The 18503-nt window shown below is 56.7% G+C and carries 23 protein-coding genes and 1 tRNA gene; 14 read left to right on the forward strand and 10 right to left on the reverse strand.

What is annotated here, in order from left to right:
* Positions 1 to 234 precede the first annotated feature (234 nt).
* From U0023_RS34435 to U0023_RS34450, 4 genes are all read right to left on the reverse strand, one after another.
* Positions 235 to 2145 (reverse strand): AAA family ATPase, encoded by a 1911-nt coding sequence (locus U0023_RS34435; RefSeq protein WP_040638626.1) that lies wholly within the window; start codon positions 2143 to 2145, stop codon positions 235 to 237.
* The gene (locus U0023_RS34440; RefSeq protein WP_009762877.1) at positions 2126 to 2659 is read right to left on the reverse strand and encodes an ABC-three component system middle component 5; all 534 of its coding nucleotides are present in this window, start codon (positions 2657 to 2659) and stop codon (positions 2126 to 2128) included. Before U0023_RS34440 ends, U0023_RS34435 begins: the two co-directional genes overlap by 20 nt.
* Entirely contained in the window at positions 2659 to 3234 is a 576-nt protein-coding gene (locus tag U0023_RS34445; protein WP_009762878.1) for an ABC-three component system protein, read from the reverse strand. Before U0023_RS34445 ends, U0023_RS34440 begins: the two co-directional genes overlap by 1 nt.
* Positions 3235 to 4123: 889 nt before the next feature.
* Positions 4124 to 4200: transfer RNA gene (locus U0023_RS34450), tRNA-Met, on the reverse strand.
* A 330-nt stretch (positions 4201 to 4530) separates the two neighbouring features.
* Between U0023_RS34450 and U0023_RS34455 the strand changes: the two genes are divergently transcribed.
* The 6 genes from U0023_RS34455 (at position 4531) to U0023_RS34480 (ending at position 9503) form a co-directional block, all read left to right on the forward strand.
* On the forward strand, positions 4531 to 5766 hold the full coding sequence (locus U0023_RS34455) for a tyrosine-type recombinase/integrase (RefSeq protein WP_009762881.1): 1236 nt from the start codon (positions 4531 to 4533) through the stop codon (positions 5764 to 5766).
* Positions 5767 to 5779: 13 nt separating this feature from the next.
* Entirely contained in the window at positions 5780 to 6502 is a 723-nt protein-coding gene (locus U0023_RS34460) for a hypothetical protein (protein ID WP_009762882.1), read from the forward strand.
* Between the two features lie 53 nt (positions 6503 to 6555).
* Complete coding sequence (locus U0023_RS34465) at positions 6556 to 6801, forward strand: helix-turn-helix transcriptional regulator (RefSeq protein WP_210161013.1); 246 nt, start codon at positions 6556 to 6558, stop codon at positions 6799 to 6801.
* A gap of 411 nt (positions 6802 to 7212) precedes the next feature.
* Positions 7213 to 7443 (forward strand): hypothetical protein, encoded by a 231-nt coding sequence (locus U0023_RS34470; protein WP_009762884.1) that lies wholly within the window; start codon positions 7213 to 7215, stop codon positions 7441 to 7443.
* Positions 7433 to 8869, forward strand: a complete 1437-nt coding sequence (locus U0023_RS34475) for a phage/plasmid primase, P4 family (RefSeq protein ID WP_009762885.1) — start codon at positions 7433 to 7435, stop codon at positions 8867 to 8869. The genes U0023_RS34470 and U0023_RS34475 overlap by 11 nt, the downstream gene beginning before the upstream one ends.
* A gap of 160 nt (positions 8870 to 9029) precedes the next feature.
* Entirely contained in the window at positions 9030 to 9503 is a 474-nt protein-coding gene (locus U0023_RS34480) for a hypothetical protein (RefSeq protein ID WP_009762886.1), read from the forward strand.
* A 1059-nt stretch (positions 9504 to 10562) separates the two neighbouring features.
* On the opposite strand, the gene U0023_RS34485 is transcribed toward U0023_RS34480, so the two are convergent.
* Positions 10563 to 11174 (reverse strand): hypothetical protein, encoded by a 612-nt coding sequence (locus tag U0023_RS34485; RefSeq protein ID WP_009762887.1) that lies wholly within the window; start codon positions 11172 to 11174, stop codon positions 10563 to 10565.
* A gap of 95 nt (positions 11175 to 11269) precedes the next feature.
* On the opposite strand from U0023_RS34485, the gene U0023_RS34490 reads away from it, so the two are divergent.
* Entirely contained in the window at positions 11270 to 12016 is a 747-nt protein-coding gene (locus U0023_RS34490; RefSeq protein WP_009762888.1) for an SOS response-associated peptidase, read from the forward strand.
* Here the strand turns inward: U0023_RS34490 and U0023_RS34495 are convergent.
* On the reverse strand, positions 11982 to 12254 hold the full coding sequence (locus U0023_RS34495; protein WP_009762889.1) for a hypothetical protein: 273 nt from the start codon (positions 12252 to 12254) through the stop codon (positions 11982 to 11984). The two genes, U0023_RS34490 and U0023_RS34495, sit on opposite strands and share 35 nt — an antisense overlap.
* 174 nt (positions 12255 to 12428) lie before the next feature.
* The gene (locus U0023_RS34500; RefSeq protein ID WP_322883889.1) at positions 12429 to 12575 is read right to left on the reverse strand and encodes an ATP dependent DNA ligase; all 147 of its coding nucleotides are present in this window, start codon (positions 12573 to 12575) and stop codon (positions 12429 to 12431) included.
* A gap of 130 nt (positions 12576 to 12705) precedes the next feature.
* Between U0023_RS34500 and U0023_RS34505 the strand changes: the two genes are divergently transcribed.
* The 3 genes from U0023_RS34505 (at position 12706) to U0023_RS34515 (ending at position 13772) form a co-directional block, all read left to right on the forward strand.
* Positions 12706 to 12927 (forward strand): hypothetical protein, encoded by a 222-nt coding sequence (locus tag U0023_RS34505; protein WP_154661101.1) that lies wholly within the window; start codon positions 12706 to 12708, stop codon positions 12925 to 12927.
* A gap of 153 nt (positions 12928 to 13080) precedes the next feature.
* Positions 13081 to 13476 (forward strand): response regulator, encoded by a 396-nt coding sequence (locus U0023_RS34510; protein WP_009762891.1) that lies wholly within the window; start codon positions 13081 to 13083, stop codon positions 13474 to 13476.
* Positions 13477 to 13535: 59 nt separating this feature from the next.
* On the forward strand, positions 13536 to 13772 hold the full coding sequence (locus tag U0023_RS34515) for a hypothetical protein (protein ID WP_009762892.1): 237 nt from the start codon (positions 13536 to 13538) through the stop codon (positions 13770 to 13772).
* Between the two features lie 45 nt (positions 13773 to 13817).
* Here U0023_RS34515 and U0023_RS34520 read toward each other — a convergent pair whose 3' ends face one another.
* Complete coding sequence (locus U0023_RS34520; protein ID WP_195904198.1) at positions 13818 to 14822, reverse strand: sensor histidine kinase; 1005 nt, start codon at positions 14820 to 14822, stop codon at positions 13818 to 13820.
* A 278-nt stretch (positions 14823 to 15100) separates the two neighbouring features.
* On the opposite strand from U0023_RS34520, the gene U0023_RS34525 reads away from it, so the two are divergent.
* On the forward strand, positions 15101 to 15493 hold the full coding sequence (locus U0023_RS34525; RefSeq protein ID WP_009762895.1) for a hypothetical protein: 393 nt from the start codon (positions 15101 to 15103) through the stop codon (positions 15491 to 15493).
* A gap of 424 nt (positions 15494 to 15917) precedes the next feature.
* Here the strand turns inward: U0023_RS34525 and U0023_RS34530 are convergent, their stop codons facing one another.
* Together U0023_RS34530 and U0023_RS34535 are read right to left on the reverse strand one after the other, a co-directional pair.
* Positions 15918 to 16340 carry a response regulator gene (locus U0023_RS34530; protein ID WP_009762897.1) on the reverse strand — a complete coding sequence of 141 codons (423 nt, stop codon included), beginning with the start codon at positions 16338 to 16340 and terminating at the stop codon, positions 15918 to 15920.
* Positions 16341 to 16378: 38 nt separating this feature from the next.
* Complete coding sequence (locus U0023_RS34535) at positions 16379 to 16792, reverse strand: response regulator (protein WP_009762898.1); 414 nt, start codon at positions 16790 to 16792, stop codon at positions 16379 to 16381.
* Between the two features lie 217 nt (positions 16793 to 17009).
* Between U0023_RS34535 and U0023_RS34540 the strand changes: the two genes are divergently transcribed.
* The 3 genes from U0023_RS34540 to U0023_RS34550 all read left to right on the forward strand — a co-directional run bounded on the left by U0023_RS34540 (position 17010) and on the right by U0023_RS34550 (position 18503).
* Positions 17010 to 17465 carry a response regulator gene (locus tag U0023_RS34540; protein ID WP_195904199.1) on the forward strand — a complete coding sequence of 152 codons (456 nt, stop codon included), beginning with the start codon at positions 17010 to 17012 and terminating at the stop codon, positions 17463 to 17465.
* Positions 17466 to 17614: 149 nt separating this feature from the next.
* On the forward strand, positions 17615 to 17842 hold the full coding sequence (locus U0023_RS35860) for a DUF6894 family protein (protein ID WP_009762900.1): 228 nt from the start codon (positions 17615 to 17617) through the stop codon (positions 17840 to 17842).
* A gap of 322 nt (positions 17843 to 18164) precedes the next feature.
* Entirely contained in the window at positions 18165 to 18503 is a 339-nt protein-coding gene (locus tag U0023_RS34550; RefSeq protein ID WP_009762901.1) for a hypothetical protein, read from the forward strand.

Consider the following 18503-nt stretch of genomic DNA (forward strand, 5'->3'; position numbering starts at 1 on the left):
TCGGACGCTTTGTCGGACCCGCCCGGATCCCACCTCTGCCCAACGGAGAGGGCTGGGGTGTTGTGGACCCGTCTTTCAGTCTGATGCTCTAGCGTCTTATTCACAAGGTCATGGAGTACGCACGAACCTATGAGATTTCGTTATGATCGCGCTACGCCTCCAAATCTATACCTCGGATTAGAAGCCTGAATGGGCCTACAACGTAAATTACTTTCTAGAAACTATTCGAGAAAGCTACATGACCTTAAGGGTTCTGTTATTATGCGTATAGTAGTCACCAACTGTGTATTTGTCGTTGTTTAGCTCCTCTGCTATCATAGATGTTGCGATGATTACTTGGTGTTCTGAGAGCGCCGCTTCAGATTTTTTTTGGAGCTGAATTTGGAAGTTCTTACTTCTTTGGGGCTCCATTCCTTTGTCTTCTACAGTATCCATAATCAGGAGCCGAGGATGGTAGAACGTGCTATCGTTTGCGGCTGCATACGCAAACGCTGCAAGAAAGCTGTTCTTCAGATACACCATGGAGCTAGCCGAGAAGAAGCTGTCACCATTTACAGCAACTCTGTTCCCATCGAATTCAAAGTCAACATTGCGTGCATTGTCGAACGTACTCTGCCTCGCCAAATCGTTTCTTAGGAAATCAATAACAATCCTTTCAATCTTCTGCCGAGCATTCGAGATGCGCTCTCTGTTTCGGTTGCTTTCGCGCTCAATTAATGCGGACAGGTTGTCTAACTCCGCCTGGAGTTTTTCCCGCTCGGATGAAAGCTCTTCGAGTTGGGAGATTATCTCGCTTCTTCCAGCAAGCTCCTCCAGCTTTTTGATCAAATATCCAACCTCTCTGTTGAGGCTGCGCAGCTCTGCCCGCATTGCAGTTGTAGGAGTTTTCACAGACACTCGGTAATGTCGGTTCGCTTGCTCCCACAGCTCCTTTTCTCTCGCGAGCTTTGATCTCAACTCACGGATCTCAAGGTCACGCAATGCTTGCAATTCAAGGGACTGCTCCCTCTGGCGGCTGAACTCATTGATCAGCTTCAGCGAGCGGGAGCGTGTCCGCGACTTCTCGAATGGCTCTTTGCAAAGCGTGCAAGCCCCTTCAACGCCGTGATGCTCAACCGGCTCGAGGCAGGAGGGGCAAAACTGGAATTCAAGCCTCCCAAACTCCTCGATCACAGCATGCGAGCTCTGCAATTGAAATAACTTGTTCTCTATAGCCTCTATGAACTGAGTTGAGTCCGCCTGCTCAAGTGTTTTTTGTGTTATCTGTTCTTCTATCGTAGCTATCAAACTCTGAAGCTCAACGAGCTTCTTATAAGTTTCTTCTTGATCATTTAAAGTCAGCCTATCATCGAACTGAGCATGAAAGATCGCGTTTTCGATCTCTTCAATCTTCCTATTTTTGGCGTTGAGATCAGCTTCAGTCGTGACACGCTCAGCTTCGAGCCATTCCCGTGTTAGAGGGACTTTTTCAGCTGAGTACATCTTCAGAATAGACTTGATCTTTAGATTGACCTCTTTGAAATCCTCGGCAGCCTCTTTGGAGCGTATTTGTGCACGGTAGTACTGATCGCTAAACGCCCCACATAGCAGATCGCCCACTGTCTGGCGCGTCACAGCGTCGTCAAACTGCTGGTACCGAAAAATCTTGTCGATTGGGCTTATTTGATCTGCGTAAAGAAGGCGCAGAATCTGATTCATCGTAATCTTTGTCTGGCTTTCACCAAGCTGAACTTCTGGCAACCCAAGGTATCGAAATAATACTTGAGAGAAACTATCTTTGCTTCCTCGCGCATAAGGATATATCTCCCAGCCTGCTGAAGCTGAAGAAAGCGCCTGGGATAGATCCCCTATGAATAGGCGCATTGGCCGCCCGGGGTGGTTAGCGATCTCACGCGACAATGTTATTGAATTGCCATTAACCAGAGCCTGCAGGTAAATAATGTCGCATTTTAATGCAGCCTCACGCCAATCGAAAAGGTCGCCTCCTAAGCCATAGAAAAGGAAGTCCATGATTGTGGACTTTCCCGAAGAATTTTCGCCGCGGATTATGTTTAATCCCGCGTGAAACTGCTCGTCGAACACCGGCACACCCCGGCTATAAACAACGAGGCGCTGAACCTGCAGATTAGGTTTGAACATAGTCATAGCGGTATTCTTCAAGACCTGTTTTGGCTTTCAGTCCATTGGGACCCGATAGTGGAAGGGTACTCAGCTTTTTCTTGATAAAATCAAAGAGCGCTCTGTTTGCTTCGGAAAACGCATTGACTTTCCCTTCCAGCGATTGAGGCAAGGGTTCGTCTGTCCGTGTAACATTACCACATTTCAGATGTTCCGGAACCAGGAAGCCATATGAACTAAGGCTGTTTAGGGCCGCCAATTGAGCTGGTCGCATTCGTTGGAGCATAATCCGGGGCTCCGGGATCTGCTCGTACTCGTTTTGTACATATATGCGCTTGAGAGCATTACGGTCACGAATGAAGTCCGGGATACTTCGGACACCTTCTATCTTTCCAATTTGCCAAGGAAAGCAGATGTAAAAATCGTATATATAGACCCTCTCCACCTCATAAGTAATCGGGACCGGCTCCTTAAGCAGCGATAACATGCGGAACACCGCATGGAATGGATCTTGAGCTGCACTGTAGGATATATATGTCATCAATGCCACCTTACGTAGCACTTATCAGCAAGCCAATAGATCATGCCTCGAACATGATTTCTATTTATAAATAGACTCTCGCTGCCTTCGCCGATTTCAGAAAATATCTTGTCGATGATATGCTCGTCGATTATTTGCTGAAGCTCGTCATAGGTGATCTCCGATATTTTCGGGCAGACTTTCTCTTCGAATACATCGTGTATTATAGAAAGGAAGTAAGCAAACAATTCTTGAGCCGAGCTAAACTCCTGGTATCGGAGCATGAGTTTGGCGAATTCTTCTTTTCGGCTGATCGCTGTTCGGTATGATATGTTGAAGCTACTTGCCTCAATCTTTGCCTTCAAGCCGACGATCTCCACATCGTCCCGCTGATCTACGAAATATTTAAGGCTTTCAACAAACCGATTTGCAGCATCTCGGTTTTCTTCAGTTATTTGCTTCTCAAGCCTTTTGATCCATAGGGAGACTTGGGTGGTCTCCCTGGCTTGGATGATTGTTGTGGTCTTTATTACATCGCGACCTGCTTGGTCGCCCTGGACCACCGCCCGAGCTTGATTCGCAAAATTGCTACTCATGAAACTTTATTTCTTTATATCACGTCCTGCTTGATCCCCTCCGACCCGGCTGGTTCGCTGATCCGCGAAGTTGGCGTTCTGCCCCTGTCGGATCCTTTGAAAGGCCAGCGTAAATCCACTCCCCAAGAGGAATCCAAGCACGCCCGTGATCCACTCGATATACTCTTTTAGATGTTCCATAGTTTCTCACGCCCCGAAGTTTTTCGGCTTATCACAGCAATGAGTAACTGAAAATAGACCCATTCAAGCATCGACAGCTGAATCACTCTTAGCCGCAATCAGGATCCGGATGAGATGCCTTAGCTTTCTGCTAAACTTGAAGCTTAAGGATTTTAGAGCTTCAGCGTTTACCCCAAGGGTTACCCCATCACTCGCAGTCCGAAGGTAAATTGTTGAGGAAATCAGCTATCTTGTTGAGAAACTGGCGATCCCGGGAAGACTCGAACTTCCGACCTTCGGTTTAGGAAATGGTTGGTCGGCAACCGCAAACACCTGGGATTGTCCCTGACATGCTTCTGGACCGCATCTTATCAACAATCTTCTACAACTAGGAGACGATCAATGTCTGATAAGATTACACTAAAGGTTCTATGCGCCGAGTTGGGTGTGGACCCACGCCTAGCCCGCGAGAAGCTTCGCATCGCAGTTCGTGAACCAAAGAAATATCCTAACCTCTCGAAAGGGCATAAGCCGCGTCAGCCTTGGGAATGGGCTAAGGGATCAAGCGCTGAGACTGAGGCACGTACCGCCCTCGCCTCTTGATAGGCTAGCAGCGAGCTCAGGGATCAACACTAGCTCCGTGTGACCCCATTTGTGACCCGAGACTGAAACGACAATAGGCGCCTATATGGCGCCTTTGAGCTAAGATCCTAATCCGTATCGGTAAATTTGGTAGCGGAGGAGGGATTTGAACCCCCGACACAAGGATTATGATTCCTCTGCTCTGACCAACTGAGCTACTCCGCGCCGCTGGTGCGCACGGGAGTAGGTTGCCAGCATTGTAAAAGGCGAGTGTGAGCTTCCAAAAACCCTTGCCGGTTAAGGGTTTAAAGTGGTGAGCGCGCTGGGTCTCGAACCCAGGACCCTCTGATTAAAAGTTAGTGCACGCGGCAAAACACTCACTCACATTCTATAACTTTCATACTTCACAAAACCTAAGTCTCACAAAGACATATTGCAATTTGTGCGGCCGTGTTATTATCTTCTCAGATCACCCGCTACCAGGCTCTTTTCGTTACCCCTGCTACCCAGAGCTTAAAACGGAAGTGTGTCGGCGGTCAGGATCTGGAGTGATCAATGGCACGCGCTCTCAACCAGAAGATCATTGAGAACCTCAAGCCGAATCCCGCTAAGAGGGTCGAGATCCCAGACGGAGCGTTGGTCGGCCTCTACCTTGTTATCCAGCCGAGCGGCGCCAGAAGCTGGGCCGTCCGCTACCGAGCTGACGGCAAGCCACGCAAGCTCACCCTCGCCCCCTTCCCTCGCATGGGGCTGGCGGATGCCCGCAAGGCTGCCGGTGAGGCCCTGCGCATCGTCTCGGAGGGCGGTGACCCGGCGGGTGATCGGATCACTCTTGCCAAGCTCAAGGGCATGGAAAGAGCGCCGGACAGCCACCGCTTCGGGCAGGTCCTGGAACGCTTCCTCACAGCCCAGGAGCGTCGCGGCCGTCGCTCCACGGGCGAGATGCGCCGCATCCTGGAGCGGGATGCCCTGCCCCGCTGGCGTAACAAGCCGGTTGCAGAGATCACCGGCGCTGATGTGGTTGAGGCCATCGAGGCGATTGTCGCCCGCGGCTCGCCGGTGGCGGCCAGCCGCTTCCGGGCCTGGTGCTCAAAGCTGTTCGCCTTCGCCGTCGCCATGCATCTGCGGCCCGACAACCCCGCCAAGGGCACCGAGAACCCAATCTCAGTCAGAGACATCCAGCGCGATCGAAGGCTCACAGACCATGAGCTCAGCTTGGTGTGGCGTTGCGCCGAGCAGCTTGGGCCGCCCTTTGGATCGGCGGTGCAGTTGCTGGTTGTGACTGGCCAGCGCCGCAGTGAAGTGTTCGAGGCGACGTGGGGCGAGTTCACTCTGGACACTGCCACCTGGACCATCCGATCCACCCGCTCGAAGAATGGGGCCGAGCACATCGTACCCTTGTCAGACATGGCTGTGGATATCCTGCGCCGCATCCCGCGCATGGCCGGATCACCCTTCGTCTTTACCACCACGGGCTCCTCACCCGTAAGTGGCATCAGCAAAGCCAAAGCGAAGCTCGACCAGCTAATCACAGCAGCGAACGGCGGCAAGGCCATCCCACCGTGGCGGATGCACGATCTGCGGCGGACCTTCGTATCCGGCTGCGCCCGGCTGCGGATCCCATCCGAAGTGACTGAGCGGGCCATCAACCATGTGTCCGAGAGCTTCGGTGGCGTGCGTGGCGTCTACAACGTCCATGCTTACGAGGAGGAGCGTCGCAGTGCGATGCAGGCTTGGGCCAATCATGTCATCTCAGTTGCATCGACCTCGCCCAAAAGCGTAGATCAATGAGGCGTCAATCACCATGGATCGGAATAAAATCGGTAAGGTAGTTCTGGCATACAAGCAGGGGGGCAGCGGCCTCTTCACACGGGATCAGGTTACCAAGCTGCAATCCATGTTGGGGCTGGACGATTACGAAACTGCGTCCGAGATCGCCAGTTTTATCACGTCTGTATTAGGCTCAGTTGACTATCATATCGAGGCTCGGAAGAAGATCCCACGGGACGGTGATGAACAGGAAAGACTTCGCGATATTGCAAAGCTAGCAAGGAAACTGCATCGCCTCCTTGCTAAGGAACCGGCTCTTCAAAGCCTCCTCTCCCGACCCAAGGGACCGAGAGGCGGAAGGGGATTAACACTTGACGAGATTGCGGAGATTGGACGCCGTCCCAAAGAACTCCTGCTGAACCTCGAAATCCTTGCAGAGCAGTCCACTCGCCAAGCGAAAGATGACGCCGAGTTCGCACGCGTCCGCACGCTGCTTCCCAACGTGACCACCAAAGATCCCGAAGGCCAGATCGCAACCCGGATGCTTTGGCCCCACCTCTTTGACATTTGGACGGACATCGGAAAGCGGAAGCTTGCGAAGACGCCTAACGGTCCGGTGCACCGTTTCATAGCCCTTGTGCACGAGGTGGGAGATCTGCCAGAGCCGAAAGCCAGCACGATTGGGAACGCCATCGACCGGCGGAATGGAGTGGCCCCAAAGCCAAGGAAGGCCCGCCCCCGGCGTGGTGGACGCTAGCCCAGAAATCGTTGCTGCCCACAATACAAGTCAGCCGTCAGATCTTTTATGTCTTGTTCATCCTTGACGATGAAGGAGCGAACAAGTTGAGTTCAGCCAAGCAATACATCGTTCGTCGTAACCTTCGCGCCCGCTTTGGCAACATCTCCGAAATGACGTTGTGGCGGTGGGAGCGCGACAAGAAGCTCTCATTTCCGCGAGCTATCGCAATTAACGGCCGTAAGTACTACGACCTCGCGGAGATCGAAGAGTGGGAGCGGACTCGTGCGGCCGCAGGACAAATCCATTTGAGAGAGTGACACAAGGCTCGTGGCCTGCACTTCTGCTTTTGTCCTTCCGACCGGTATTGGGCCGGAAGGCATGACCTGGATAACAGGCACTACTGAACACAGTGGGGCGCCGTTCCCAACCTGACGGTCGGGATAATTGAGATATCAGACCATGAAATCTACTTCAGCGCGCCTCACCGGCGCAGACGGGATCGGCTTGCCTGATCCCAGACAGGGCTGGCCCATTGGGAATCGCCCGCCATCCTCTGACAAGAAAACCGCCGCTCCGGCTGGACCCCGGCGCGGCGGTCGTCAAGGACTTCGAGAGGCCACTGCAAAACCTCTGCGCAAAGAATGCCGAAAAGCTCTCTGCCTGACAAGTGTCGGCCTCACAGCCTGCTTCACTGATGAAGGCCACTTCTATGGGTGGGAGGTCTCGCGATGATCGATCCTGACAACATCACTCATGGTACGCCCGATGCCTATCGGCAATACCTCGCGGAGGTGCTCTGGTTCGCCCAGATCCAAGCCGATCTTGGATCCACCTATGCCGCCATTGGGGATGATGCCGGGCTTGAATACGCTGTCAGGCGCTTGGTTGCCTATTTACGGTCTGTCATAGCCGCCCTCTCGGATCTCAAGACCATGAAGGAGGACGGTCATGCGCGATGAACTGGCCCCTCCCCTTCCAGTCCCAATTGGGTTGAACGAGGCGCGCGTCTCTGAACCAGGAAGTCGCAAGCCGCGCCGCACCGAGGTCCTTGCAGCTCAAGACGGAGTCCTGACCGAAGACTATGCAGCTGAGAGGTTCGCGGAACGCTTTGCGGGTCGCTATCGGTATTGCCACAGCACCGGCGCGTGGTTCGAATGGGACGGCAATATCTGGCGCCGGATCCGCACCAACCGAGTATTCCATGAAGCCCGCCTGCTCGCACGCGAACTCGCACGCGGGCAGGAGGATAAGGTGCGGCAGGCCGCGTTGAAGACAACCTTTGCCTCAGGGGTCGAGCGGTTTGCCAGGGTGGATCCCATGTTCGCTGTGACCATAGAGGCGTGGGATCCCGACCCGTTTCTGCTCGGCACTCCAGCAGGAACGGTCGACCTTCGCACGGGACTGCTCCGAGGTGGTGATCAGGCCGAGGGTATCACTAAGTCGACAGCCGCCGCCCCGTTGGAGGCAGCTGATTGTCTCCTCTGGCTTCAGTTCCTCACCGATGCGACTGGCGGAGACGCTGACCTAATCCGCTTCCTACAACAGTGGGCTGGCTACTGCCTCACAGGGATTACGCGGGGGCACGCGCTCGTGTTCATCTACGGCCCTGGCGGCAACGGCAAGAGCGTGTTCGTGAACGTACTGACGGGTCTGCTCAAGGACTATGCCACAACGGCAGCCGCCGATACCTTCATGGCTTCCAAGGGGGATAGGCACCCGACCGATCTGGCCATGCTGCGGGGTGCACGCCTTGTCACCGCAAGTGAGACGGAGGAGGGCCGCCCCTGGGCCGAAAGCCGCCTCAAGCAACTGACTGGCGGTGATCCGATCACGGCCCGGTTCATGAGAATGGACTTCTTCACCTATCAGCCGCTGTTCAAGCTCACCATCGTTGGCAATCACCAGCCCATCCTACGCAACGTGGATGACGCGATGCGGCGGCGTGTCAACATTGTCCCATTCACACGCAAGCCCGAACATCCGGATCCTGACCTCGAGGAGAAGCTGAAAGGCGAGTGGCCCGGCATTCTTCGCTGGATGATCGAAGGCTGTCTCGACTGGCAGCGGAACGGCCTTGTGCGTCCTGCCAGTGTTACAGCTGCCACGCAAGCCTACTTCGAGGACCAGGACCTGTTCCGCCAGTGGCTTGAGGACCAGTGCGACGTTGAGCCGGGCGCCAGCTACCTATGGGAGAGAACTGTCGATCTGTTTGCAAGCTGGTCGGCTTACGCGAAAGCGGCTGGAGAGCACCCCGGGTCGCTGAAAAACTTCACTCCGGCACTGATCCGCAACGGCCTGCAGCCTTACCGCACCAGGCAGGTGCGAGGCTGGGCTGGCATCAGGCTCAGGTCAACAGCTAAAGCGGTGACGGGTGACGGCAGGTGACGTCATTTTTCCATTATCGCCGCTCCGCGCGCGCAATCGCACTCAAATGCGGAGAAGCGTCACCAAGCGTCACCCGTCACCCACAATCAACGCAGCCGCACAACCGAGGGCCACGGAGCATGCCAATCAGCCTCTACTTCCCTAATCATTGGAGACTCCTATGACTGACTGGAAACTTATCATTGAGACCTACAATGCGCTTCCCGAGGCTGATCGCACGACCTCTAAGGTCCATGAGCGGTTGCTGAAAGACGGGCACGCTCTCTGCAGCGGCCGAGTTCGGGATGTGCTCAGCGCAACTGGCCTGAGCGAGCGGATCAGTAAGGATGATGTTCGTGTGACTGCAAGGATGCTAGCCACGCTGCTCGATGTTTCCTTGTCCGATATCCGCTCTGGTATGTCGGGAATAGGGGAGCCGGAAGCAACCGATCTCACCTTTGCACAGGGCTTGGTAAGCCCACTCTGGAACGTTGGCGGGCCGAGCGCCTCAGACTTGGCGCAGGCCCTGGCGTATGTGTTACGTGAGTATCGTGCTTGTATCGAACTTGACCAGCAGCTTGGCTACATCGAGCAAATGCGTGAGCTTGAGAGGCGACAGAAAGAGGATCCCGACGGCGAAGATCTTGTGTTCTGAGGAGGCGAATTGATTGGCTGCGGGTACAGGCGCCTACCCGCGGTCACTTTGATGTATCCGAGATGGCTGTATGCCAGACGTGATTTGCATCCAATTCTTCGAGTCTTCGGGCCGCAATGATTCTATCTGATGCTCCTTGTTAGGGGGTATGGGGTGTGAGTTAAAAAGGTGTTCGATAGGGATGCCGACCGCACGGGGGGCCATTTTCCGCCCGCAAGGTCGATTATTATTGTGTCGTGCGATTGTTGGCGAACTGTACCGAACCCCACACGTTTCTCTATGTACCGGAGATCCAGCGTATGCGTTTATCGGGTCATATTGAAAAGCTTTATCAGGAGTTTCTCGCTCAACGCGGTGCTGCCCAATGCAAGGTCTGCCAGTGTGAAATCCCACCAGAAAAGCGTCCGGGCCGTCCGCGGCTGACCTGCATTACATGTGACGTGTATCAGGCGGCATTGGCAATGATTCCTCCCGATCCAAAGCCCTGCGAGTGGTGTGGAATTGATTTCCGTCCGCAACGAGATACGGCGCGATTCTGCTCTGATGCCTGTCGGCGAGGTGCCTACAGCGAGCGGCGGCGCTCGCGAGCCTTCGAGGAATGTCAGGGATGCGGCCTGCCTCTCGTGGGCAGAACCCGCAAGTACTGCACCCGTGAGTGTTGCCGCCAGCACTGGAACGCGCGAAAGCGCAAGGGGCAGCTGCCAGCTCTCCTCATCTGCCCGGAGTGCCGCACTCTCTTCAAGCCATGGCGCGCTGGTGTAATGTATTGCTCGCCGGTTTGCGCTAAGCGGCGTGCCGATCGGAACCACCGCGCACGACGCCGGAATGCTAGAAACGGGGAAGCGAATGGCGTGGACAACAGGATGATCTGAGAGGGATAGCCGCCAACGCTTTCTCCATCCACATGATGTAGGTTCTGGCGAATGGACGATCGTGCCTTGCGGCAGATGGTTCTTAGCTCCACCGCAAGCATGATATAGCGGTATAGTCTGTGCCCGGGCGCAACCCGCCCAAGGACATCGTGACGAGCTGGGATCGGAAGCCAGTCGTTAGGATCAGCTATTGCAGATCCAATCCCGAGACCGAACCGTCGCGGGCCACGAGGACAAGTCTGATGCCAGCCCGCCGAATGAGGGGACGTTTCTGCCATGTCTCTACGAGCCTGCGGAAGATCGGCGTATCCGGCACAGCGGCGATCACGATGTCGGCGGCGGACACATCGAACAGGAGCGCCTGCCCCAGCGCCGTCGTGAGGAGCGAGACCTCGAGACTTCCAGCCCTGCGGGCTAGAGGCCCCTTCTGGCATTCCGCAATGATCCGACGGCCCTCGACCATGGTGACGACATCGCCCTCGCCCGGCCGCGAGTGCACCCGGATCGTCTTGTCACCGCGCCGGTATGCGCCGGTCCAGGCGGACCGGCCGACCTGCGGTTCCTTGACCTGCTCCCATCCCATGCCGGTCATGAAGTGTCCGATGTCGAAGACGACGGCGTTACCGACCTTGATGCTGACCGCGTCGATCGCGACACTGGCCATTGCTCCCGAGCCGGGAAGGGACAGGATGAACCCGGCCAGCCGAAGGGCCACTTCAGCCTCAGGCATGCGATCGGCCGGAAGGCTGAGGTCCGGCTGAGCCTCATCCGCCGCGGGTTCGAAATTCGCAGAACTCATCTTGTCGGTCATCCCCCGGCTATGCCAGCCTTGTCATGATTTGAGAACCAACGCCGCCGCATAAGAGTGCTATGCCCCGTCGGAGGATCCCGCCCGTGTGCAATCTCTACAGCGTCTACACCACTCAGGAAGCCATGCGTCGCGCCTTCGAGGTCAGCCGCGACAGCGCCGGCAATGTGCCGCCCCTGCCGGCGATCTTCCCGGACCAAATGGCTCCCGGCGTCCGGCTTCATGACGGCGAGCGGGAACTGACCCGCGTGCGCTGGGGCTTCCCACCCCCGCCGAAGGTCGGCACCCAGCCGGTCACCAATGTCCGCAATGTCTCCTCGCCGTTTTGGCGAGCCTGGCTCAAGCCGCAGTACCGCTGCCTGGTCCCGCTGACCTCGTTCTCCGAGTATGCCGACTCCAAGCCGCGCAAGACCCCGATCTGGTTCGCCCTCTCCAGGGGGCGGCCACTGGCAGCGTTCGCGGGTATCTGGCGGCCGTGGACCGGAGTCCGCGGAACGAAGGCCGAGCCGGTCGAGGGCGAGCATCTGCTCTATTCGTTCCTGACGACGGAGCCGAACAGTGTCGTCGTCCCGATCCACCCGAAAGCGATGCCGGTGATCCTGACCACGCCGGACGAGTACGAGATGTGGCTGACCGCGCCAGCCGAGGAGGCCCTCAAGCTGCAGCATCCCTTGCCCGATGACATGCTTGAGATCGTGTCCGAGGGTCCAAGATCCGACCCACCGGAGGAAGGATTAGAAATCAAACCCAATCAGTGTAGTCGCGAGAGTGAGCCGCAAGCAAAATTCGGTTCGGCTCTCAGGGTACGTGAACCTCTTGAGGGGTTGTCTTGATCGCCTGCTTCGCGGTGGTCGTGTGAGAAGCCCTCGGCACTTTGGCTTTCTCTGATCGGCAGAAGTCGATTGCTGCCTCCAGGAAGGCTTGGCGGGCCTGTGAGTGCTTGCTCACAGCCTTGATCCAAGGCTTGTCCGCAACGAGCGTCACCAGCCGCTCCGGCATCAGGCGCTGCTTCGCCTTCTCGGCAGCCACCATCCGTTCATAGGCATGAAGCAGCTTTGATGGTTTGGCCATGAACACTCCCAACAACGACGGTCGACACACCGGGCTTCTCTCCAGGCCCCCAGTTCGTCCTTTACTTGAGATCAGTCTAGCAATCGTTAAATCGGGCCAGCGGTTTTGGGCTTCGATCGTCGAAATGACTCGTCAGAAGCTTGCTCCTTCCATCACCTATCTCAGTTTTGATGGTCACGAGCTCTGACCCGTTCCCGCGGTTGCCGGCGCCAGTCGGTCCACGACGACCTCACGCGGATCCTTGTCTTCACGCAGACCAAGGAAGCTCGGGTGGCGCAGAATGCTGTTCCGTGTCCATTCTGTGAATTCAACTTGGGCCACTTAGCGCGGCTTGACCCAATGCACCCGCGCTCGCATGTAGTGAGAGCTGCCCAAAGCCTACGAAGCCAACCGGAGACAGAAACAAAGCGAAGCTTTACTGCGCTTAGTTTCCGCTTGCATTGAGAGCAACTTGCTGAGCGATACGCTCGATCAAAACTTCCATTGCTTCAAGGTCGTGCTGCTTCACACCATCGCGGGAGATGCGCAATCGCGCGTATGGATCTTTGTTGCGGGTCGCAATGCGCACGAGAATCGCGCAGCCCGGGAACAGTGCGGCAGCACCTTCACGCACCTGCTGGAACAGGCGCTCGGCGCGAGGATCGAGCGACCCGCCCTTCACCTTAATCCGTAGGTTGGTCAGGTAAGGGTGGCATTGCAGTGGACTTCGACGATTTCAGTCACAGGCACCTGTCAGATCACCAGATCCGTTGATAACGGCCAAGGTTGGGATGGGTTCCGAGGCGGTGCAAGGAACCAAGTCCCTCTGCCTGCCGTTTCCGCATCCATGAAACCGCGTGGTCCTATCCTCAACCAGCCTATCGTCCTTCTCGTCGAGGACGAGCCGCTCGTACGGCTAACGCAGGTCGATATCCTGCGAGAGGCGGGCTTCTGGGTGCTTGAGGCTCAGGATGCCGATGAGGCGTTTGAGATCTTGAAGGAACGGCCCGAGGTCAGCGCCGTCCTGACGGATGTTGATATGCCCGGTTCCCTCGACGGCTTCGAGTTTGCACGGCTGGTTGCACAGGGCTGGCCCGAGGTTGGGGTCCTCGTCATTTCAGGCAAGGCATTCCCGGATGAGGGTGATCTCCCGCCCTCGGCGACGTTCATCCCGAAGCCGGTCTATCCGAACGTACTGGTTGAACAGATCGAAGCCTTGATGAGCCCGTCAAGGGCAGCCTGACTTCCATTTCTCATGACCACTGCTACGACCAGCCTCCCGGTTGAGCGAGGAAAGGCGTGATGCCCTACACCCTGCATAAACTTGCGCCGGGGAGCCACGATCTTATGCTCAATGGTAAGCTCATTGGCGGTGTCGTGAAGAACGGCCCGCGAGCGGCGACGTGGACAGCGGAGCTGCTGGACGACGCCCCGCCCGAGACAATGCCAGCGCCCTTCACGAAAGCTGAGCACAAGTTCCCCACGCTCGATGCCGCTCTCGTATCGCTCGGGGGCGCGGAAATCAACGAAGACGGCTGAATAGAGCCTATCGGGCCGACCGAGGCAGGTCATGTAAAGGGGGGCCTACGCCAGATTTAGCTTGGGCGCTGGAAAATGTACGGTGCATGTTGTTCCGGGAGAGCCGAGTGCTACCTCCAACCGACCATCAAGCTGGGCCACGAACGCTTTGACGATGCGCTGCCCCAAACCAGTCGATGAATGGGCTACCCCGGAGGGCTCGCGAACAGGGGCAACGCCAATGCCATCATCGGAGACACACAGACGAAACTTATCGTTCAAACGTGTGAACTCCACGGTCACATGACCGGGCCGGTTATCAGGAAATGCATACTTGAGTGCATTGATCACAAGCTCATTGATGATGAGGCCCACCGAGACAACCTGATTGATCGGGACCTGATGGCTCTCGGCATAGACGTTCAACTGAATCGGGCGCTGTCCAATGAGCGCCATTTGTAGATCGTTGCAGAGCTCGCTGATGAAATCGTGCGCATCGGTTGTCGTCACTCCCTCCGAGCGCACAAGGCGGTTTTGAACCTTGCCCATGACGCCGACCCGTTCGGCTGCGGACAGCAGGTTGTCGCGGGTGTTCGGGTCACTGACGCGAGCCTGAAGGTGCAGGAGCGAAATCACTGTCTGCATGTTGTTCAGCACTCGATGGCTCATTTCACGAAGGAGATTGGCTTTGTCGGCTTCTGAGGCGGCGGTCTCTTTCAAAGATTGGCTCAGCTTCGCGTGAGCGTACGCGAGTTCCCGGTACGCTTTATGTTGCGCTTCAATGATCACCGTGATGGCCACTCCGATAAGCACATAAAGGCACCAGCCCAGGAACTGGCTCGGATCGTTGATGGCAAGGCTGCCGATGGGAGGGATAAAGAAATAGGCCGATAGTCCGCCACTCAAGGCTGTCGCAACGTATCCGCTGCCCTGATTGAAGACAATGGCGCTGACGATAATAGCAGGAAAAAAGAGAAGGAATGGAAAGGGGCCAAGGGGCTCAGAATACCGGGATCGGATAGAGAAGCTGATCAGCACTAAGACTGCTGTAGCAGCATAACGCAGATACAATGGCAGGGTTCTAAGCTGTCTCGTCCTCTCAAAAAGCCTACGCATTGCTCCTCCAAGGGAAGGAACAGCCTTCGCACAGCATAGGTTCCCTTAGGGCTTAAGGGGGCTTTAGCATATGCTGTACATGTCGAGACTGAAATTGCTGAGGGGAACCCTCACTGACCAGCGCCGGAGGCAGGGACCTTATGGTCTCCGCTATGTAAGGGAGGTCTTCGTCGCCTCCTGACTCAAATCCTCCTCATTCGAGCTTATCCAATACGGGAAAGCAGGGAGGCTCCATGACAGAGCATAATACCTACATCGTTCAAGCCGTAGAGGATCGATGGGCCATTCGCCTCGAAGAGGAGACGCTCGGGACGTTTGAGGGGCGGCATGAAGCGATACAGGCCGCAGTGGCGGTGGCCGAAGCGTCGGGACGCGCTGGGAACACTGTAGAGATCATATCGGCAGAGGAGTACGGTGAGATGATTCCAATCTGGGAGGTGGGGCGAGACATTCTTCTCGACTCTATAGGCTGCCTAAACTCAATCCTGCGCATTTCCTTGATCGTTATCGCCGGGTGGAGGAGTTCTGGCCCAGACGTCGGCGGCCAGCCTGAGCATCACCTCGACAGCATCTCGGACGGATTCACTCATCGCGCTCACACGAGCATTTTCCAAGATCAAACCTAAGCGGCGCCGATCCGGCCACGGCAGTGCGGCAAGAGTGATCTCAAGGTCTGACCGCTGGACGCTTGGCACACCGGCCCGCTCGGCAATCTCGTCCACCTTCGCGGTAAGGGCACTCAGGTGCTGAGCCACATTGTTGGGAACTCGATTCAAAGATACCGCCGACATATTATTCCATCAGGCAATGCTCCCCAGCAGCACCTCGGTTACAGCAACGATCATGTGGCCGACTCCGTTCCCATAACAGGCTGTGGGAAAACAGGAATTTTGACGCAGCCATTTGGGAATTGTTAAGCTTGTGACGTGCCGGTCTGATGCAAGACAGTCTCCTGTGTTGATTAGACAAGCATCTTCAACGCAGGACCCCGATCTAAGGGGTAGACACTGTTGTGCCGGAGAGGATCCGCCGGAAGCCTGACGGACCCTTTTAGGCCCGTCCTGCCTTCGCCTGGAGCTGCTTGATATGATTGACCGCCTCCTGCGATGGGTATGGCTTCTTAAGCAGAGGCCCCGCCTCGCATAATGTGGCGGCAACGTCTGCCGCTCGTTCGACGCCAGAGGTGAGGATCACCTGGATCCCGGGTTTGTTGGCACGCACCCAGCGGGCCAGCCCGAATCCATCCATGTCACCTGGCATCTGGGCATCGCTGAACACAACATCGATTGATGCCTCAGGGGATTGGAGCACTGCGACCGCTTCGCCAGCATTCGCGGCTTCATAGACCCTGTAGCCACACTCGCGCAGGTAATCGGCGATGACCAGCCGGACCAGAACTTCGTCTTCAACCACGAGGACTGTCTGAGGGGGAGCGTCGGATCGGGGTGTCAGGTGCGTCGATGCAGGGCTCATGCGGGACCAATCGCCACGCTTGGGCCTTGGTTCCACCCTCAAGCCTGCGGTGCATCCGGCCAGTTCAGGCTATCGCTGACGAGACTAACCACCCGAGACACCAAGTAGGGTTTGCGGACGAAAGGGCCAAAGTCATCGAGATCCGGGACAGCGGATGCATCCGACTTGCCCGAAGTGAGGATCATCTGGGTCGGTATTCCACGAGCCTGAACGTGGCGGGCGACATCCAGCCCATTCCGCAGGCCGGGTAGGTGGATATCGACGAACAGAAGATCCACCCTGACGCTGTCGAGGACGGTAATGGCATCATCAGCCGAACTCGCCTCCAGCACCCTGAAGCCCTGCGCCCGCAGTCCATCACTGATCAGGGCACGTATCAGGACATCGTCTTCGACCACCAGAATGGTAGGAGGTGTCCGGCGTGGAAAAGCCGTGACCGAGGCAGCACTCATTTTGACCCCCCTTACGCAACTTGTTGCCCTGATAACGGGCAGCCACCCCATGGGTTCTCGTCAGAGGGTGTGTCGGTCTGTCCCTGAAGGCGGCGCAAGGACGGGGCCTGCTCTTGATCAGAAGCGTGTTCAAGCTCAAGCGGAACCGAATGTCCGATACGGCGTTTAGCTTGACTGCCCCGGCCTATCTTCTCTTCTCGTTTGTCGTGTTAGCTCCGTGACTAATCAACTTTCGGGTGTTGTTCTGCTGGTTGAGGACGAGCCATTGGTACGGCTGGTCGCGGCCGACATTCTCATTGATGCGAACTTTCGTGTCATCGAAGCATCCCATGTCGAAGAAGCCCTCACGGTCTTGCGGGCCGGGGTCGAGGTGGACGTCCTGCTCTCGGATGTAGAGATGCCGCCCGGCCCTAACGGTTACGAGTTGGCCCGGCAGGTCCACGAACACTGGCCGATGGTTGAGATCCTGATGACCTCGGGCCGTGAGTGGCCGCGAGAGGGGGATTTGCCACCGGGAGCCGCGTTTCTGACCAAGCCCTGCCCGAGCGAAACTCTGGTGTCCTATGTTCGGTCATGTGCCGAGAGAGCCCAAGCCGCCAGAGTCGCCCGTTCAGCGGTGAATGAGGCAGATGTCGCGGGCGAGACAATCGTGCTTTTCCCTAAAACAGGATGAACAGCGCCAACAACGATCAGCCCCTCCAACCCACGTCCCTTAAAGGCACAGCCGAAGAGGGATAAACGCCTAGACCGGTCAATTCATTCATAATTCACCAGAAATGGGCTACCCAGCTCTGGCCAGTTATCGGAGCTGGAGGATTGCCGATGCGCTGCTACTTCCACCTCGTGAACAGCCATGAGGAGTTGATCGATGACGAAGGGATAGAGGTCTCTGACCTTGAGAGCGCCAAGGCCCAAGCTGTATTGGCCGTCAGTGAGCTCCGGCAGGAGTACGGCGACGTCATTGAAGACTGGAGTGGTTGGCACCTCCACATCGTGTGCCCTGAGGGAACTCTTCTCCATTCCTTGTCTCTCTCCACGACGTTGCATTGATCCTGCACGAGGATGAGTCTGTAGGCATCTCCGCTCTATTCCACGAAGCAGGGCGCGTGAAAGCCATGGAGGTTGTTCGAGGCTCTCGCTCACCTGCCATTCCTGCCGAATCCCACGTCCTGGTGACCCATGCTTCATTGAGCATTGCGATCGAAACAGATGTGCGACGTCCATTGAAGGCGTCTCGTTCTAAGCCGGGGACGCTGACTGTGCCTCAATCACTCGATAAACCCAGACGTCATAAACCGCGGGGCTTAGGGGAACGGTCGCCGTGAGGCCGCGTTGGAGAGCAGAACTTAACCTAGGTTAAGGGAGGCCGCACATGCGCCTCAGTCCGAAAGCGTTCCTGATCGTTGGTGTTGCCATGGCCGGCTTGGCGACCGGCACGGGGCAAAAGGCACAGGCGCAGGGCCAGCCTCAGTCATCCGAGACGCTCAAAACTGAAAGCACCGGCCTGCAGGATCCCCGCTCCACAGGCTCGGTGGGTCGCTCGCCCGCGCCGCTGAGCGACAAGCTGGATCGCACCGACGGCGTGATCCGTCCGCCCGCCAACATCGCCCCCGACATGAGCGTCCGCCCGCCCGTTCCGAACCCCGGCACGACGCGGGTGATCCCACCCCCGGGATCGCCAGGCAGCGACCAGAGCGTCGAGCCGAAGTGA

The sequence above is a fragment of the Microvirga lotononidis genome (genome assembly GCF_034627025.1).
GTDB lineage: Bacteria > Pseudomonadota > Alphaproteobacteria > Rhizobiales > Beijerinckiaceae > Microvirga > Microvirga lotononidis.

Bases quoted from the DNA above. Each gene is read 5' to 3' on its own strand.
- U0023_RS34435 (WP_040638626.1), bottom strand. From the start codon at position 2,145: ATGACTATGTTCAAACCTAATCTGCAGGTTCAGCGCCTCGTTGTTTAT.
- U0023_RS34440 (WP_009762877.1), bottom strand. From the start codon at position 2,659: ATGACATATATATCCTACAGTGCAGCTCAAGATCCATTCCATGCGGTG.
- U0023_RS34445 (WP_009762878.1), bottom strand. From the start codon at position 3,234: ATGAGTAGCAATTTTGCGAATCAAGCTCGGGCGGTGGTCCAGGGCGAC.
- U0023_RS34455 (WP_009762881.1), top strand. From the start codon at position 4,531: ATGGCACGCGCTCTCAACCAGAAGATCATTGAGAACCTCAAGCCGAAT.
- U0023_RS34460 (WP_009762882.1), top strand. From the start codon at position 5,780: ATGGATCGGAATAAAATCGGTAAGGTAGTTCTGGCATACAAGCAGGGG.
- U0023_RS34470 (WP_009762884.1), top strand. From the start codon at position 7,213: ATGATCGATCCTGACAACATCACTCATGGTACGCCCGATGCCTATCGG.
- U0023_RS34475 (WP_009762885.1), top strand. From the start codon at position 7,433: ATGCGCGATGAACTGGCCCCTCCCCTTCCAGTCCCAATTGGGTTGAAC.
- U0023_RS34480 (WP_009762886.1), top strand. From the start codon at position 9,030: ATGACTGACTGGAAACTTATCATTGAGACCTACAATGCGCTTCCCGAG.
- U0023_RS34485 (WP_009762887.1), bottom strand. From the start codon at position 11,174: ATGAGTTCTGCGAATTTCGAACCCGCGGCGGATGAGGCTCAGCCGGAC.
- U0023_RS34495 (WP_009762889.1), bottom strand. From the start codon at position 12,254: ATGGCCAAACCATCAAAGCTGCTTCATGCCTATGAACGGATGGTGGCT.
- U0023_RS34510 (WP_009762891.1), top strand. From the start codon at position 13,081: ATGAAACCGCGTGGTCCTATCCTCAACCAGCCTATCGTCCTTCTCGTC.
- U0023_RS34515 (WP_009762892.1), top strand. From the start codon at position 13,536: ATGCCCTACACCCTGCATAAACTTGCGCCGGGGAGCCACGATCTTATG.
- U0023_RS34525 (WP_009762895.1), top strand. From the start codon at position 15,101: ATGACAGAGCATAATACCTACATCGTTCAAGCCGTAGAGGATCGATGG.
- U0023_RS34530 (WP_009762897.1), bottom strand. From the start codon at position 16,340: ATGAGCCCTGCATCGACGCACCTGACACCCCGATCCGACGCTCCCCCT.
- U0023_RS34535 (WP_009762898.1), bottom strand. From the start codon at position 16,792: ATGAGTGCTGCCTCGGTCACGGCTTTTCCACGCCGGACACCTCCTACC.
- U0023_RS35860 (WP_009762900.1), top strand. From the start codon at position 17,615: ATGCGCTGCTACTTCCACCTCGTGAACAGCCATGAGGAGTTGATCGAT.
- U0023_RS34550 (WP_009762901.1), top strand. From the start codon at position 18,165: ATGCGCCTCAGTCCGAAAGCGTTCCTGATCGTTGGTGTTGCCATGGCC.